At 61.5% G+C, this 15,341-nt stretch carries 14 protein-coding genes and 1 tRNA gene; 6 read left to right on the top strand and 9 right to left on the bottom strand.

Annotated elements, in window-relative coordinates:
* Positions 1-213: 213 nt before the first annotated feature.
* Both OIM99_RS21710 and OIM99_RS21705 read left to right on the top strand, forming a co-directional pair.
* Positions 214-1,047, top strand: a complete 834-nt coding sequence (locus tag OIM99_RS21710) for an outer membrane beta-barrel protein (protein ID WP_311852566.1) — start codon at positions 214-216, stop codon at positions 1,045-1,047.
* A 198-nt stretch (positions 1,048-1,245) separates the two neighbouring features.
* Positions 1,246-1,884 carry a hypothetical protein gene (locus tag OIM99_RS21705; RefSeq protein ID WP_311852565.1) on the top strand — a complete coding sequence of 213 codons (639 nt, stop codon included), beginning with the start codon at positions 1,246-1,248 and terminating at the stop codon, positions 1,882-1,884.
* Between the two features lie 51 nt (positions 1,885-1,935).
* Here OIM99_RS21705 and OIM99_RS21700 read toward each other — a convergent pair.
* Positions 1,936-2,012 (bottom strand) — tRNA-Met (locus OIM99_RS21700).
* A 171-nt stretch (positions 2,013-2,183) separates the two neighbouring features.
* Positions 2,184-3,017, bottom strand: a complete 834-nt coding sequence (locus OIM99_RS21695; protein ID WP_311852564.1) for a tripartite tricarboxylate transporter substrate binding protein — start codon at positions 3,015-3,017, stop codon at positions 2,184-2,186.
* A 445-nt stretch (positions 3,018-3,462) separates the two neighbouring features.
* Between OIM99_RS21695 and ligD the strand changes: the two genes are divergently transcribed.
* Positions 3,463-6,057: a DNA ligase D gene (gene ligD / locus OIM99_RS21690; RefSeq protein WP_311853152.1), complete on the top strand. Its 2,595-nt coding sequence runs from the start codon at positions 3,463-3,465 to the stop codon at positions 6,055-6,057.
* Positions 6,058-6,116: 59 nt separating this feature from the next.
* Here ligD and OIM99_RS21685 read toward each other — a convergent pair whose 3' ends face one another.
* Positions 6,117-6,680 (bottom strand): NAD(P)H-dependent oxidoreductase, encoded by a 564-nt coding sequence (locus OIM99_RS21685; protein WP_311852563.1) that lies wholly within the window; start codon positions 6,678-6,680, stop codon positions 6,117-6,119.
* Between the two features lie 99 nt (positions 6,681-6,779).
* On the opposite strand from OIM99_RS21685, the gene OIM99_RS21680 reads away from it, so the two are divergent.
* Positions 6,780-7,205 (top strand): helix-turn-helix domain-containing protein, encoded by a 426-nt coding sequence (locus OIM99_RS21680; RefSeq protein WP_311852562.1) that lies wholly within the window; start codon positions 6,780-6,782, stop codon positions 7,203-7,205.
* Here OIM99_RS21680 and OIM99_RS21675 read toward each other — a convergent pair.
* Positions 7,177-7,836 (bottom strand): class I SAM-dependent methyltransferase, encoded by a 660-nt coding sequence (locus OIM99_RS21675; RefSeq protein WP_311852561.1) that lies wholly within the window; start codon positions 7,834-7,836, stop codon positions 7,177-7,179. The two genes, OIM99_RS21680 and OIM99_RS21675, sit on opposite strands and share 29 nt — an antisense overlap.
* Positions 7,837-7,908: 72 nt before the next feature.
* Positions 7,909-9,099, bottom strand: coding sequence for a tRNA 2-thiouridine(34) synthase MnmA (gene mnmA, locus OIM99_RS21670; RefSeq protein WP_311852560.1), 1,191 nt, complete (start codon positions 9,097-9,099; stop codon positions 7,909-7,911).
* Between the two features lie 360 nt (positions 9,100-9,459).
* Between mnmA and OIM99_RS21665 the strand changes: the two genes are divergently transcribed.
* Positions 9,460-9,735 (top strand): DUF1153 domain-containing protein, encoded by a 276-nt coding sequence (locus OIM99_RS21665; RefSeq protein WP_090696103.1) that lies wholly within the window; start codon positions 9,460-9,462, stop codon positions 9,733-9,735.
* Between the two features lie 14 nt (positions 9,736-9,749).
* Here OIM99_RS21665 and OIM99_RS21660 read toward each other — a convergent pair whose 3' ends face one another.
* From OIM99_RS21660 to OIM99_RS21645, 4 genes are all read right to left on the bottom strand, one after another.
* A complete protein-coding gene (locus OIM99_RS21660; protein ID WP_311852559.1) occupies positions 9,750-10,502 on the bottom strand; it encodes an SGNH/GDSL hydrolase family protein in 753 nt (250 codons plus the stop codon).
* A 3-nt stretch (positions 10,503-10,505) separates the two neighbouring features.
* Positions 10,506-12,218, bottom strand: coding sequence for a carbamoyltransferase C-terminal domain-containing protein (locus OIM99_RS21655; protein ID WP_311852558.1), 1,713 nt, complete (start codon positions 12,216-12,218; stop codon positions 10,506-10,508).
* Positions 12,219-12,465: 247 nt separating this feature from the next.
* A complete protein-coding gene (locus OIM99_RS21650; protein WP_311852557.1) occupies positions 12,466-13,521 on the bottom strand; it encodes a YbhN family protein in 1,056 nt (351 codons plus the stop codon).
* A 197-nt stretch (positions 13,522-13,718) separates the two neighbouring features.
* Complete coding sequence (locus OIM99_RS21645) at positions 13,719-14,114, bottom strand: flagellar export protein FliJ (RefSeq protein WP_311852556.1); 396 nt, start codon at positions 14,112-14,114, stop codon at positions 13,719-13,721.
* A gap of 521 nt (positions 14,115-14,635) precedes the next feature.
* Here OIM99_RS21645 and ctrA point away from each other — a divergent pair.
* Positions 14,636-15,337, top strand: coding sequence for a response regulator transcription factor CtrA (ctrA, locus tag OIM99_RS21640; RefSeq protein ID WP_311852555.1), 702 nt, complete (start codon positions 14,636-14,638; stop codon positions 15,335-15,337).
* Positions 15,338-15,341 lie beyond the last annotated feature (4 nt).

Raw genomic sequence — 15,341 nt, 5'->3', positions numbered from 1 at the left:
AGTATTGTCGATTCACAAGAGCGGTCAAGGCGTAGGATAAAGGGAGAAGAAACGCTTTCCTTAAAATGCCACCGGTATGAGACGGCGTGACCAGTCATCGTGAGATCGCAAGCCTAACAGGGCGATTGCCGCCGCGGTTATCCCTTATGCGCCGCCCATGCGAGCCGTGTTCGCAGCTTCAGGCGCGGCGCCATCTCACGAGTAGGGTGAAATATGAGGAAGACAGTTTTGCTGGCGGGCATCCTGGCCGCCAGTTTCAGCGGTATGGCCTGGTCGGCGGATCTGCAGGTTCGAACCGCGCCCATGCCGGCGATCATGGCCTATAACTGGTCAGGCTTCTATGTCGGTCTCAACGCCGGTTATACCTGGAGCCAGAACCGGACACGCTACAACTACGCGCTTGATGGTGCTGCCGATGCTGGGGACATCGCTGAGTTCAACGCGGCCGGTCTGGTGCCGTTGAGCTTTGGCGGCGCGCGTGGCGGTTTCGCGGGCGGCGCGCAGCTCGGCTACAACTATCAATTCGGTTCGCTGCTGTTCGGCCTCGAAGGCGATCTTCAGTATCTCGACTCCAAACGGTCAGCCAGCCAGGTCTTTAAATTTGCGGATGGCGTGGACGATCTGTCGATCGTCACGGCCGCGCGCTCCCGTCTCGATTGGCTGGGCACTGTGCGAACACGTGTCGGTCTGACCTTCGATCGCGCTTTGATCTACGCGACCGGCGGTCTGGCGATCGGCCGGGCGAAAGACGGAACGTCCATGTCGTCAATCGGCATCAGCAACGGCGTCGCCTATACCGGCCTGTGGAATGGCGGAAAGACGGGAACGCGCGTCGGCTGGGCGCTCGGCGGCGGTGTCGAATATGCGATCACGCAGAGTCTCTCGCTGAAGGCCGAATATCTCTATTACGACCTCGGCACGACGCGATACGCGATCGCCGGTGGATCGAGCGATCCGGCGGAAGGTTTCCTTGGCGGCGTGGCGAAAGCCAGGCTGAATGGCAGCCTGGCGCGCGTCGGTCTGAACTGGAAATTTGGCGCTTATTGAATGCAGCAAGCGCCGCAGCGATGTGTCGCTAGGCTCCTCATTTCCTTGCGATTGGGCATTTCCATAGCCCTCAGGTTCGTTTGAATTGATCTGACTTGAAGGGTTAAGTTGAGGAAATAATAATGAAATTTTGGCCTCGCGAATAGACAAGCTTGCCGTAAGCTGGTTAGATGCCATCAGTTCAAGTGGCGAATGATCATGCTTACGGCTTGGTGGGGCTGTTCACAGATCAGACTACGACTTGCGCTCCTGGCGGTGATGGCGCTCGCGCCCTTGCGGGCTGAGGCCGGTCTCCTGGACTTCCTGTTCGGCAATCGCCAACCAGAGCCGGCCGTCGCGCCTGCGCAGCCGTCAGCACCTCATCTGCGCATGAAACAGGCCCGCAAAGTGCGGCTCGAAAAGTCGAAGCTTGCGAAACCGAAAGTGGTGAAGGCCGAGCGCGATACGCCGGTCGCTGAAATCAAACGACAGCTTCAGCAAATCAAGGCGCTTGCCGACGTCGCCGAGGAAAGCGGCATCACAGCGGCCTTCATGCAGGATCCGACCTTGCGTTCGGGCGACATCGTCGTGACGCCGTCTGGGATCGCCGTCTTTCAAGGCGGCGAGGTTTCGCAGCGCAAGCTCGCACAATTCAAACCGTTGGCCGTGTCACGTTTCAGCCGCCGCAAGGATCTTCTGGCTCTCCAGCGCGCCAGCGGCTTTGACTTCGTGCGTTCACTGGCAGGCGAGCGCATGTCGCCGCTGGTCATCCATGCGCGAGGCAGAACCCCACCGCCATCGGCCGACGATCCGCGAACGACCGCGCAGGAGATCGAAGGCGTGACACGCTTGCCGTGACGCTGAACGAAAGCGTTGGCTGCGACGATCAACTTTCGATGGATCAGAAAGTGGTAGCGGAGGAGGGATTCGAACCCCCGACCCCAGGATTATGATTCCCGTGCTCTAACCAACTGAGCTACCCCGCCACGGGGTCTCCGGCGTGCCGGATGTGGCGGGGGTATAGGGGGCAGGCGGCGGCGGTGTCAAGCAGTGGCGGGCCGATCAGGCGGGAATAGCTTGTGCCTGGGCCTTTCTCACGGAAACTGCGGGATTTTTGGGGCGATTGGCCGTCGAGCCAGTTCGCCCCAAGGAGGGCTTTATTGGCCTGGTGACAGGTTGAGGTTGCCGCGTTCGATGATCGAGCGATAGCCCCGCAGATCGGTGTCGATCAGTTCGGCAAGCGCCTTGCCGGGCTGCGCCAGCACCACATAGCCGATCTGCTCCAGCCGGGCTCTGACGGCGGGCGCCTGCACCGCCGCCAAATAGGCCTCCGCCAGTTTGTCGACGGCGCCGGCCGGCGTGGCCGCCGGGACGGAAATGCCGGACCAGACGCGGAAGACCATGTCGAGACCGGCTTCGCGCAGGGTCGGAACATCGGGGGCGGTGTGCCAGCGGTTCGGCCCGACGCTCGCGAGCATGACCAATTGGCCGGCCTGAACGAAATCGTTCGGTGGCAGGCCCAGGAAAGCCGCCTGGATGCGGCCCGCCAACAGATCCTGCAGCGTCGCCGATTCACCTTTGTAAGGCACGTGGACGGCGCTGATGCCGGTGATCTGCGAGAGCTGTTCGAACATCAGATGATTGACGCTGCCGAGGCCATAGCTGCCGTAGGAAACCTCCTTCGGCCGGGCTTTCGCATAGGCGATGAAATCGGCTGTTGTCTTGACGCCAAGGGCGGGGTGGACGGCGAGCACGCCGTAGAATTCGGCGAGCAAGGCCACGTGGATGAAGTTCGTCTGGAAGTCGAAAGGCAGTTTTGGATTGATGGCCGCCAGCATCGGCGCGCTCGTGCTGAGATAACCGGCGGTATAGCCATCGGGCGCAGCTTGCCGCAGCGCGTCGAAGGCGATGCGGCCGGCGGCGCCAGGGCGATTGTCAACGACGATGGGCTGTCCCAGCCGCTTGCCCGCCTCTTCGGAGATGATCCGCATCATGACGTCCGAAGGGCCGCCAGGCGAAAACGGCAGAAGCAGACGGACCGGACGGGCCGGCCAATCATTCGCATGGCTCAGCAGCGGCCAACACGCGAACAACGCGGTGGCGATTGTAAAACGTTGAAGCCAACGGAGCTTGGAGCTTCGTTGCGAAAAGAAGTTTGAACGCACGACAGGGCCTTTCCTCACCAGAGGCCGGTCGGATGGCACACGCAGAGTCGAAGCTTCAAACGAACAAGCTGCAAACTCAGTCGCGCCCTTCCACACGACAGTTTCCGCCTTATTCAGATAACTTCATTTAATGTAGTAAACTTGCAGCGTCAAGGCGGCGCGCCGCGAAGCTGCCTTCGCGATGGTTTCTCCCGCCGATTTCTGCGCTATCGTGCGGCGCTTGGTGGATCGGGCTCGGAAGGCCGGTCGCCTGTTGCGGAAAGGCCGGCTGGTGGCGTCAGGCAAGCTCAAGACGTATCGCGCCAAACGCGATTTCGCGAAGACGAAGGAGCCGCAGGGCCAAGAACCGCGGAGGACTGCCGGTACGGTGCAGTCGAAGGCGCTGCGCTACGTCATCCAGAAACATGATGCGACCCGATTGCACTACGATCTGCGCCTGGAACTCGACGGCGTGTTCAAATCCTGGGCGGTGACGCGCGGGCCCTCGCGTGACCCTTCGGTCAAACGGCTGGCGGTCGAGGTCGAGGACCATCCGCTCGACTATGGCGATTTCGAAGGCACGATCCCCAAGGGCGAATATGGCGGCGGCACGGTGCAGATCTGGGATCGCGGCTATTGGCTCTCGGCCGATCCGCACAAGGAATTGCTGAAGGGCGATCTGAAATTCGTGCTCGAGGGCAAGCGGCTGAAAGGCGGCTGGGTGCTGGTGCGCATGAAACATGATCGCAACGGCAGCAATCGCACCAACTGGCTTCTGATTAAACATCGCGACGAATATGCGGTCGAGGGCGATGACGATGCCCTGCTTGAGGACGATCGTTCAGCCGCCTCCGGGCGATCGATGAAGACGATCGCGGCCGGGCGCGGCAAGGCGCCGGACGCGTTCATGACACGCAAAGGGCCTTCGCCCGATGCGATCTGGCATTCGAAACCGAAGGAGACCGTAGGCGCGCGCAAGCTGGCGAAACATCGCGAGAAAGTGGCGATGCCGCCCTTTGTCGAGCCGCAGCTCTGCGCGGCCTTCGATCAGCCGCCGACGGGCGCGGGCTGGGCGCATGAGGTGAAGCTCGACGGCTATCGCGTCATCCTGCGCGTCGAAGCGGGCAAGGTCGCGGTTTTGACGCGCACCGGGCTCGACTGGTCGAAGCGTTTTCCCGAAATCGCCGAAGCGGCGCGGGCTTTGCCCGATTGCATGATCGACGGTGAGATTGCCGCGCTCGATCAGGATGGCCGAACCGATTTCTCCATGTTGCAGGCGGCGCTGTCGGCTTCCGATACCGGGGAACTGGTTTTTTTCGGTTTCGATCTGTTGTTCCTGAAGGGTGAGGATTTGCGTGAGGCGCCGCTGGAGGAACGCAAACACCGGTTGAGCGTTTTCCTGCGTGGTCAGAAAGACGATCGTCTGCGCTATCTCGAACATTTTCTGTCCGATGGCGCGGATGTCCTGCAATCGGCGCGCGAGCTGCATCTCGAAGGCATCGTCTCGAAACGTCTGGAAGCACCTTACCGCCCCGGCCGCAGCGATCTGTGGCGCAAGATCAAATGCCGCGCCGGGCATGAAGTCGTCATTGGTGCCTGGACGTCGAACGGCAAAGCGTTCCGCTCGTTGCTCGGTGGCGTCTATCGCGATGGCAAACTGGCTTATGTCGGGCGCATCGGCACGGGCTATGGCCAAAGCGTCGTGCAGAAGCTGATGCCGGTGCTGAAAGCCCATGCGGCGCGGCGCAGTCCGTTCAGCGGCAAGAATGCGCCGAAGGCCGATAAGACGATTCATTGGCTGAAGCCGGAGCTGGTGGCCGAGATCGAATTCGCCGGCTGGACCGATGATGGCATGGTCCGGCAGGCGGCATTCAAGGGACTGCGCAGCGACAAACCGGCGAAAGAGGTGGAGGTCGAAATGCCCAAGCCCGCGCAACATGCGACCGCCGCGCCCGTGGCGCAGCCCTTGCCGCGCGCCGGCTCCCTGTCGCGGGTGATGGGCGTCGACATCTCCAAGCCCAACAAGGCGCTATGGCCGGATGGCGGTGACGGCAAGCCGGTGACGAAGCTCGATCTGGCGCAGTATTTCGAAGCGGTCGGCGATTGGATGATGCCGCATCTTTTCGGCCGGCCGTGTTCCATCGTGCGCATGCCCGATGGCATTGGCGGCGAGAGCTTCTTTCAACGCCATGCCATGCAGGGCATGTCCGATCTCATCGATCTGATGAAAGTGTCGGGCGAGAAAGTGCCTTATGTCACCATCGATCATAAGGAGGCGCTGGCGGCTCTGGCTCAGGTGGCGGCGCTCGAACTGCATCCGTGGAACGGGGTGCCGGGCGATCCTCTGCATGCCGGCCGCCTGGTCTTCGATCTCGATCCCGGTCCTGACGTGCCCTTCGATGCGGTGATCGACGCGGCGAAGGATTTGAAGGAACGGCTCGCGGCGGTGAAGCTTGAAAGCTTCTGCAAGACCACCGGCGGCAAGGGGCTGCATGTGGTCGTGCCGCTGGTCGAGAAAGGCCGGGGTCTTGCCGATTGGCCGACGGCGAAGAATTTTGCTTATGCGCTGTGCCTGGCGATGGAGGCCGATGCGCCCGAGCGCTACGTGGTCAATATGGCGAAGGCGAAACGCGGCGGGCGGATTTTTCTTGATTATCTACGCAACGATCGCAAGTCGACGGCGGTCGCCGTTCTATCGCCGCGCGGCCGTCCTGGCGCGCCGGTGTCGATGCCGCTGCCATGGACGCGTGTGCGCAAAGGTCTCGATCCGAAAGCCTTCACGGTGCGTACCGTGCCGGCCTTGCTGAAGAAGAGCAAGCCTTGGGAGGGCTATGACGATGCCCGTGGCTCCCTGGCCGATGTGCTGAAGCGGATGAAGAAAAACTAAAACACTCCCGGCCGTGCGACCGGGAGTGCCGATGGTTCACGCAATCTATTTCTAGAAGATCAGCGCAGCGTCTTGAGCGCCGAGTCCCACTTGACCATTTCGTCGAGCAGGGTCTTGGCCGACAGTTCGATGGCGTCGTTGGCCTTGAACTCTTTCTTGTCGTCGAGCAACGTGCCGACGGCGGGGACGGGCACGCCTTCCGGCGGCGTCACGAGTTTCATAGTCGTGGCCATCGAGCGCGCCACTTGCGCCGAACGCAGGCCGCCGGACACGCCGCCATAGCTGATGAAGCCGGCGACCTTGTAGTTCCACTCGTTGTAGACGTAGTTCAGCGCGTTGAAGAAGGACGGCGGCGGGTTGTAGTTGTATTCGGGAATGACGAAAGCGTAGGCATCGGCCGACTTGACGCTTTCGCTCCACGCTTTCGTATGCGCGTGTTCATATTTCTGCATGCGCGGATGCATCGGCTCGTTGAAGACCGGCAGATTGAATTCCGCCAGATCGACCAGCGTGGCGTCGAACCCGCCATGCTTTTGCGCATAGCCATGGAACCATTTGGCGACGGCGGGGCCAACACGGCCGGGGCGGGTGCTGGTGATGATAACGTGAAGTTTCGACGGCACGGGATGCTCCAGTTGCGGAAAAGGCAGTTCCTGGGCTTGAACCCCAGTTACTAAATGTTACCTAGCTTTGGCGCGATCTCAGCGCAAGAAGGCACAGACATGGAACGAAGGCACATGAGTGTCACCGGCGGCTGTCAGCACGTCCGGGAAACCCTGACCCGTATCGGCGACAAATGGTCGGTTCTGGTCATTATGACGCTCGGTCGTGGTCCGATGCGGTTCAACGAACTGCGCCGCTCGATCGAGGGCGTCTCGCAGCGGATGCTGACGCTGACCTTGCGCGGTCTCGAACGCGACGGTTTCGTGACGCGCACCGTGCGGCCGACGGTGCCGCCGCAGGTCGATTACGAGCTGACGTCGCTCGGCGTGTCGTTGCAGGCGCCCGTGCGGGCCTTGGGCGAGTGGGCCTTCACCCATCAGCCCTTGGTCGAGCAAGCCCGCCAACGCTACGATGGCCAGACGGCACCGAAGCCGGAGCCGCGATCGATGCGTGACTCTATTTCCGCCGCAGCCGCACGAGCGTGAACAGGCCGAGCGGCGGCAAGGTGCGCCGTTCGAGCAATTCGACCTGCGGCCGCGCGGCAATCCAATCGCCGATGATCGACCAGGGGAATTGCGGCCGCCAGCCGAGTTTGGCGGCTCGATTGCTCATCGCCGCTTCGATCCAGCAAACGGGGCCGCTTTCCGCGCCGATGTGATTGACGATGATGATTTCGCCGCCAGGGCGCACCACGCGCACCATCTCATCGAGCGTGCGCGCCGGATCCGGCACCGTGGTGATGACGTAAGGGGTGACCGCCGCATCAAACGTGTGATCGGCATATTCGAGGTTCATCGCGTCCATGACGCGCAGTTCCTCGACATTGCGCAGGCCGAGATCGGCGACACGCCGGCGGGCGATGTCGAGCATGGGCGCGGAGAGATCGATGCCGGAAATCTTCACATGGTCGGAGAACATCGGCAGTTCGAGGCCGGTGCCGATACCCACGTCGAGCACGCGGCCGTTCAGCCGATTGACGGCATCGGCGGCGGCCTGGCGGCCGGGCCGCATGATCAGCGCGAAGACATTGTCGTAGATCGGCGCCCAGCGCGCGTAGGCGTCCTCGACATTGGAACTGGTAATGGTCTGCACGCGCTTGTCGTTGCCCCCGGGCATGATGTGGTGTTCTTCCACTCTACCGTGGCATGCTTGCCTTGCACAGGCATTACACGCAAGCGTGGGCTTGTCTTAAGCGGTGGCGCGGATGAAACCGCCGCCGAGCACGCGGGCGCGGGGCGAGGCGTCTTCGTAGAAAACGCAGGCCTGACCGGGCGATACACCATCCTCGCCGGACAAAAGTTCCACGATGGCGGCGCCCTTGTCGTCGCGACGCAAAACCGCAGGTGCCGGCGCGCGCGTGGACCGCAGACGCGCGGCGATTTCAATGCCGGCCTCGGGAATCGTTGAGAAATCGCCGTCGCCGATCCAATTGACGTCCCGTAGATATACGGAGCGTGTGGCCAGCGCGTCGCGCGGCCCGACGATCACCTGGCGCTTGCCGGGATCGAGTTTCACGACGAAGAGCGGCGTACCGCCGGTCTGCGCGTGGTCGGCGAGGCCGAGGCCACGGCGCTGACCGATGGTGTAGCGGACGATGCCGGTGTGGCGGCCGAGCACGCGCCCATCGATGTGGACAATGTCGCCGGGCTCGCCGGCTTCGGGCCGCAGACGGGCGATGATGTCGGTGTATTTGCCCGAGGGCACGAAACAGATGTCCTGGCTGTCGGGCTTGTCGGCGACGACGAGGCCGAACTCACGCGCCAGGTCGCGCACCTGCGCCTTGGGCCGGTCGCCAAGCGGAAAGCGCAGCATGCGCAGTTGATCGCGGGTGGTGGCGAACAGGAAATAGCTCTGATCGCGATCAGCGTCGGCGGCGCGATAGAGCGCGCGCTCCTCCGAACCGTCCGTGGCGCGAGAGGAAATGTAGTGGCCGGTCGCCAGCACATCGGCATTCAAATCGATAGCGGTGTCGAACAGATCGGCGAATTTGATGTGCTGATTGCAGGCGACGCAGGGAATCGGCGTCTCGCCGGCCAGATAGGAATCGGCGAACGCGTCGATGACTTTTTCCCGGAACAGCCCCTCATAGTTGAGGACGTAATGGGGAATGCCGATGCGCTCGGCGACCCGGCGGGCGTCGTTGATGTCCTGGCCGGCGCAGCAGGCGCCTTTGCGGTGGGTGGCGGCGCCATGGTCGTAAAGCTGCAGGGTGACGCCAATGACGTCATAGCCCTCGCGGGCGAGCAGCGCCGCGACAACAGACGAATCAACCCCGCCCGACATGGCGACGACCACGCGCGTTTCCCCCGCCGGCTTGGGCAGGCCAAGCGAATTCAGCGGGGCGCCGGATGCTTCTGCGAGGCTTCGGGCGGAAAACATGGGGTCAAAACTCGTGGAACAGGCCGATGTCAAAGACCATTCCGGCCGCAAATGCAACCGCCAAACAGTCAGGCTCGCGCCCTGTTTTATTTGGGGACGATGGGGGCGCTAGGCAAGGCGCCGAGAACCGTCGCCGGATTGGGGCAAAAATCTGGCTGCCCGTCCGTATGGTTAACCATCCGTTTGCGCCTGTTTCGAAGGGGTACGCTTTAGTGGGGTGTGGAAAGAAATTGGCAATAAATGGCAGGGTTTTAGGCGATTTTTACGGTAAAAATCCGCGCCTCACTTAGGCAAATTTTAAATCGGCGGCGGTAGCTTTCATGACAGTTGAGGTCACCATTTAGTACGCGAGTGAGTAACATGACCGAGCCCCACCGCCCGAGGGTCAAATATGTCATCGGGCCCGATGGAAGTCCTCTGACGATCGCGGATCTCCCGCCGCCGACCACCAAGCGCTGGGTGATCCGGCGCAAGGCCGAAGTTGTGGCCGCGGTGCGCGGCGGCCTCTTGTCCCTGGACGAGGCCTGCTCCCGCTACACCTTGACCGTGGACGAGTTCTTGAGCTGGCAGATGTCGATCGATCAGCACGGTCTGGCTGGTCTGCGGACCACCCGCATTCAGCAATATCGCCAGTAACGCTCAGAAGCGTTTCAAGCTTGGAAAGGCCGGTCCGCAGGGGCCGGCTTTTTGCTGTCCGGGTCCAATACGCTGGCGATGCGCTGGCGCAGTGCCTGGGTGATTTCCCGGGACGCGTCGGGCGTCAGGTGCAAACCGTCCAGCGACGCCATGGGTTGGCCGTCCCGGGCGGCCGCGTCGCAGATCTGGGCGCCGTCGACATAGATCCAGCGCTGTTCGCGGGCAAAGGCGCTGACTTCCCGGTTGAGCCGATCCATGGCGGTGGCGCGATGGGAATAATCGGGCGAAGCCGCGTCGATGCGCGGTAGGGAAAGAATGAAGGTGGCCTGGGTGCCGGCAACTGTGCGGGCGATCTTACCGAGATTATCGCGGAAATGGCCGCGTGTCGTCTCGCCTGCGCCGTTCTGCAGGGCATCATTGGCGCCGATCGACAGTACGGTGATGCGCGGGCGGCGGCCGGCGAGAATGCTGGCGATGCGGGCATGGAATTGATCGCTGGTCAGACCCGGCAAAGCAACCTCGATTACCGGCAGATCGGCGATCGGATTCAAGACCAGATGCGCCACGGTGGAATCTCCAGCCAGCAGCACGAACTCGCCATCGATCTGGCTGAGGCGGGCCTGCGCGTTCAATGTCGCGCGATTGGCATCGCGGCGAATGAGATTGCTCTTGCGCCGTGCACTGCGGATCCACCCCACCATGAGGCAGATGGCCAGGGCCAGCGCGAGACCGACGCAGAAAATGATGATTTCGCGCGCGGTGAACATGCGTCACCTGTTCGCCATCAAAACCGCATCACCCGTGACCAGGAAGTCGACGCGATCGTCGACGAGAGCGGTGGCCGCTTCTTCCGGTGTGTTGATGATCGGCTGTTCGTGGACGTTGAAACTGGTGTTGATCAGCACGGGCGTGCCGGTCTGGTGTTTGAAGGCGTCGAGAATGTCGAAATAGAGCGGGTTGGGGGCGCGGCTGATGATCTGCGGCCGGGCGGTATTGTCGACATGGACGACCGCGGGAATGCGCTCGGCCCATTGGGCCTTGACGTTGCAGGTAATGGTCATGAAACGGCTGGCATAGGCATTGGCCGACGTGACGTCGAAGACATCGGCGGCATCGCTCTCCGGCACCACCGGCGCGAAGGGCATGAACTCGGTACGGTTGAGACGCTTGTTGATGGAATCGTTGATGTCGCGGCGATGCGGCGAGGCCATGATCGAGCGCGCGCCCAGCGCGCGCGGACCATATTCCATCGGCCCGAGAAAGGTGGCGACGACCTGACCGTCCGCAATGAGGCGGGCCGATGTCGCCGCGGGCGAGCCTTCGATCACGCGAATGCGTTTGTCGTGGGCGAGGATACGGGCGGTCGCCTGGTCGCTGAAATCGCGACCTGTGTAGATACTGTCGAGACGACGGCGTTGGCGCAGCCATGCCGACATGCCGTCTCGCCGCAGCAGATAATCGAGCGCGCCGCCGATGGTCAGGCCTTCGTCGCCCATGGGTGGAACGACGAAGACCTCGGCGATGCCGGTTTCCTCGGCGATGCGCTGGTTGAGTTTGACGTTGGCGAAAAGCCCACCAGCAAGACCGATGTGCGACACGCGCTCGCGTTCCAGAATGCGGTTGATCGATTCAAGAATGACCGATTCCGTCGCCACCTGAATGGAGGCGGCGCAGACTTCGCGCGGTTGATCGGCGCAAGCCTTGAAGTAATAGGCGCGCTGTTCGTGCGCACTGCTGAACGTGCTCGAGATGATGCCGCGCTTGTCGACTGTGAACGGCTTTCTGAACGTCTCCGCCAGCGCCGGTTCGCCAAACGCCGCGAGGCCGGTGATCTTGCCTTCGTGATGCAGCGGTTTGAAGCCGAGCGCCTCGGTCACATACATATAGGCGCGGGCGATGCTGTCGTGCCGATAGGGCGTGAGCAGCCAGCGATCGTCGCCGAACAGGCAATCGATCTGCTCGTAGCGAAAGATGCGTTGGCTGTAGTTGACGTTGTCGCCATAGCCGTCGGCCGTGTAGAGCAGCGCATTGTCCCAATCGGTGTGGAACAGCGCCGGCAAGGCATGGGCTTCATGGTGATTGGCGAAATGCATCGTCGTGTGGCGCGGCAGACCAAAATGCCGGCGCAGAGCTGCGACATTGACGACGCGCGTGACATCCATGCTGACTGCGCGTTGCATGCGCGCGGCGAGATCGGTCGTCTTGCTGGATTTGCCTTGCAACCTCTCGCCTAACGAACGCAGCAGCGGCTGGCGCAACATCCCGCGCTCGACAAGCATGCGGCTGAACACGGCCACGTCGATGGCGGACCGATCGAGACCGGCGATGTTGAGCACTTCATCGATGCAGATGCTGGGGTCGCCGCCATCCTTCTTGATGCGGGTCAGACGTTCCTTCTGCACAGCTGCCAGAAGAGTATAATCGTCGAACAGGGCCGCGCTCGAATCGTGCACGCCCCAGTGAACGCTTAGGATAACCGCCATGTCTCCTCACAGGCCGATGCCTGAAACGGGGGCCGTGGCGGCCGTCCAAACGTGTTCGGGCAGTATGGTCACAATCACAACGCGCAAAGGCGCATGTTCGATCCATCTGACCGTAAAAGTTGGAAATAATGAGATTTTTTAAAGACAAATGCGGCGCAGCTTGGCTGTGCCGCATAGAGATTTGCGTTTCGGCATGTCGGAATCAGAGATTCTCAAACAAAAATCGCATTCGGACTGAAATGCGATTCTAATGTTTGAGAATCGAGCTTGGCGGCTCGATGTCCTTCGTCGCCTGTCCGAGTTGCGAGCGTTCGAACAGGAGAATGACGGGTAGGGACAGGATCAGCGGAATGATCAGATAGAATAGCCGCCAGACCAGCAAGGCCGCGAAGACCGATGTCGCGGGGATCTGCGGCATGATCGCGAGGAAGACCGCTTCCATCACGCCAACGCCGCCCGGCACCTGCGACAAAAGGCCGGCCGAGAACGACAGCAAGAAGGCGCCGAGCACGACGGCGAAGCCTGGATTGCCATCGGCCGGTAGCGCGAAATAGATGATGCCGGCGGCGCCGGCGAGTTCGAGAGGCGCCGCGAGATATTGGCGCGCCACGACGGGCATGCGCGGATAGACCAGTTTGAAGCCGCCGATCTGCAGCGGCTTGAAGTGCAGCCAGGCGCCGATGGTGTAGAGCGCGCAGAGCACCAGCAGGCCGACACCGATGATACGGGCCGGCGTTTCGCCGAGATCGAATTTCGCCGACAAACTGGTCAGCGGTTTCAAGATCTGCGGCTCCCACAGCAGCACCCAACCGAGCAGGATGATCGTGCCGAAGGCGAAGGTGAACGAGCAGAGCGCGACGAGGATGGCGACCTCGGCGCCGGTCAGTCCCTTGGCCGTATAGGCGCGAAAGCGCACCATGCCGCCCGAAAACACCGAGGCGCCGATGTTGTGCGACAGCGCATAGGTGACGAAGGAACAGACCGACACGTAAATCCAGGAAATGCCCTTCTGCCGGTCGAGATGGATGAGGGCGATGCGGTCGTACCAAGCCAAGGCGGCATAGGCGACGAGGGTGGAGAGAGCGGCAAGAAGATAACTGTGCGCGGGAATGGCGGACAGCTTGCTGCCGATCGATGTGGCGATGATGCCGAGATCGCTGAAAAAGCCGCTCGTCTTGAGCATGGCTTTTACGGATGGATCGGTCGCGACTTCCGCGAGAAGTTTCGCGTAGAGCAGTTTGAGCGACCAGACGACCGCCACCAGACCGATGACGGGCCAAAAAAATTTCTTCAGTTGTTTCACATTCGCTCTCGTGCGCAGTCCCTGGGGCGCCCCTCGTTCGGCAGGGCCGAGGCCTCGCCGAAGTCATGCGATCCGTGCATGACTTCGTGACCGATGCAAGACATTCCGACGGAAATTGCGGAAAATGCGCCATAAAAACGCAGCACGGCCCGAACCCACCTAGGTCCGGGCCGTACGAGAGGCAAAAAGGCGAAAAATCAGGCGCCGGCTGGGCGCAGCATCATCGCGTCCGCGCGCGGAACCTCGACAAGGCGCTCGCCGCTTTTGTCACGGCCTTCGAGGTTCTGGACCTTGGCCAGTTCCTCCACGGCGGCCTCGAGCTGGAGCTTTGCTTCCTCGAGCTGGGCCCGCAGTTCGTTAGCGGAATTGGTGATGTTGTCGCGACGGCCGCGCGCGGCGCGGGCATAGGTGGAATAAGCGAAATGGCTCGGATCGGCATTGCCGGAGCGCTGCTCTTCGGTCGCGATCTCGCGGTCGAGTTCGGACTGCATGCGCGAGAATTCGGCGATCATCGCCTCGATCTGGCTGACGCGGCGACGCTTCTCGTCCGCTTGAAATCTCTTGAGTCGAATGAGGGTATCCCGCGATTTCATTACGCGAACTCCAAACGCTGACGAACGCCATGCCAGTGATCCCCCCAGGGTTTTCACCGGCTGTTTACTTTTGACCGCGAGACAGATTCACCATGCCACAGCATCGTAACCGCTTCGTTACCGCGGGACGGATTTCGCGAGTGGCGGCAACAGATTTCGACAAGCGATTCGCGCGATTTGCGCGATCCGGCGTCGTGCCCATTCAGATGACCAAGGGAGCGCCCGGACCGGGGCGATCGGGCCATTCGTTACCAGGATGAGTCCGCAGAATCCCTTATAGGGCTTTGTTCATCCAAAACTTTAATTCGAATTCACATGCGAACTCACTGATTCTGAAAGATTTGCACGATGAATCGTTTTCTATGTATGAATGAGTCAGGCGAAAAACACGCTTTGTTAACCAATCGCCGTTAACACTACCAAGCCGGTAGAAGACACGGGATTGCTCCGTTGGCGATTTGTCTGCGGCCGCGACGCTCCAGTTGGGTGGTCGAAGTTGCGGGACAAGGTGGGGACACGACATGCGCGTATTACTGATCGAAGACGACAGCGCGACGGCTCAAAGCATCGAACTGATGCTTAAATCTGAGAATTTCAATGTTTACACGACCGATCTCGGCGAAGAAGGGATCGATCTGGGTAAGCTATATGATTACGACATCATCCTTCTCGATCTGAACCTGCCGGACATGTCCGGCTATGAGGTGCTGCGCACATTGCGCGTCGCCAAGGTGAAGACGCCGATCCTGATCCTCTCGGGTCTGGCCGGTATCGAGGACAAGGTGAAGGGTCTCGGCTTCGGCGCCGACGATTACCTCACCAAGCCTTTCCATAAGGACGAACTGGTGGCGCGTATCCACGCCATCGTGCGCCGTTCGAAGGGACATGCGCAGTCGGTCATCACGACCGGCGATCTGGTCGTCAATCTCGACCAGAAGACGGTGGAGGTCAGCGCCAACCGCGTGCACCTCACCGGCAAGGAATATCAGATGCTGGAGCTGCTCTCCCTGCGCAAGGGAACGACGCTCACCAAGGAAATGTTCCTCAACCATCTCTATGGCGGCATGGACGAGCCGGAGCTGAAGATCATCGACGTCTTCATCTGCAAGCTGCGCAAGAAGCTCGCCAATGCCAGCGAAGGCCGCAACTATATCGAAACCGTCTGGGGCCGCGGCTATGTGCTGCGCGAGCCCAGCGACGCGGACGAACGCATCACGGCGTGACCCG

Origin of the sequence: Methylocella sp. CPCC 101449, assembly GCF_031921685.1 — a bacterium.
Lineage (GTDB): Bacteria > Pseudomonadota > Alphaproteobacteria > Rhizobiales > Beijerinckiaceae > Terripilifer.
Note: the sequence above shows the minus strand (reverse complement) of the source record. Positions and strands in the feature narration are given on the sequence as shown.

Coding starts and splice junctions, on each gene's coding strand:
- OIM99_RS21710 (WP_311852566.1), top strand. CDS start 214: ATGAGGAAGACAGTTTTGCTGGCGGGCATCCTGGCCGCCAGTTTCAGC.
- OIM99_RS21705 (WP_311852565.1), top strand. CDS start 1,246: ATGCTTACGGCTTGGTGGGGCTGTTCACAGATCAGACTACGACTTGCG.
- OIM99_RS21695 (WP_311852564.1), bottom strand. CDS start 3,017: ATGCGGATCATCTCCGAAGAGGCGGGCAAGCGGCTGGGACAGCCCATC.
- OIM99_RS21680 (WP_311852562.1), top strand. CDS start 6,780: ATGGAACGAAGGCACATGAGTGTCACCGGCGGCTGTCAGCACGTCCGG.
- OIM99_RS21675 (WP_311852561.1), bottom strand. CDS start 7,836: ATGCCCGGGGGCAACGACAAGCGCGTGCAGACCATTACCAGTTCCAAT.
- mnmA (WP_311852560.1), bottom strand. CDS start 9,099: ATGTTTTCCGCCCGAAGCCTCGCAGAAGCATCCGGCGCCCCGCTGAAT.
- OIM99_RS21665 (WP_090696103.1), top strand. CDS start 9,460: ATGACCGAGCCCCACCGCCCGAGGGTCAAATATGTCATCGGGCCCGAT.
- OIM99_RS21660 (WP_311852559.1), bottom strand. CDS start 10,502: ATGTTCACCGCGCGCGAAATCATCATTTTCTGCGTCGGTCTCGCGCTG.
- OIM99_RS21655 (WP_311852558.1), bottom strand. CDS start 12,218: ATGGCGGTTATCCTAAGCGTTCACTGGGGCGTGCACGATTCGAGCGCG.
- OIM99_RS21645 (WP_311852556.1), bottom strand. CDS start 14,114: ATGAAATCGCGGGATACCCTCATTCGACTCAAGAGATTTCAAGCGGAC.
- ctrA (WP_311852555.1), top strand. CDS start 14,636: ATGCGCGTATTACTGATCGAAGACGACAGCGCGACGGCTCAAAGCATC.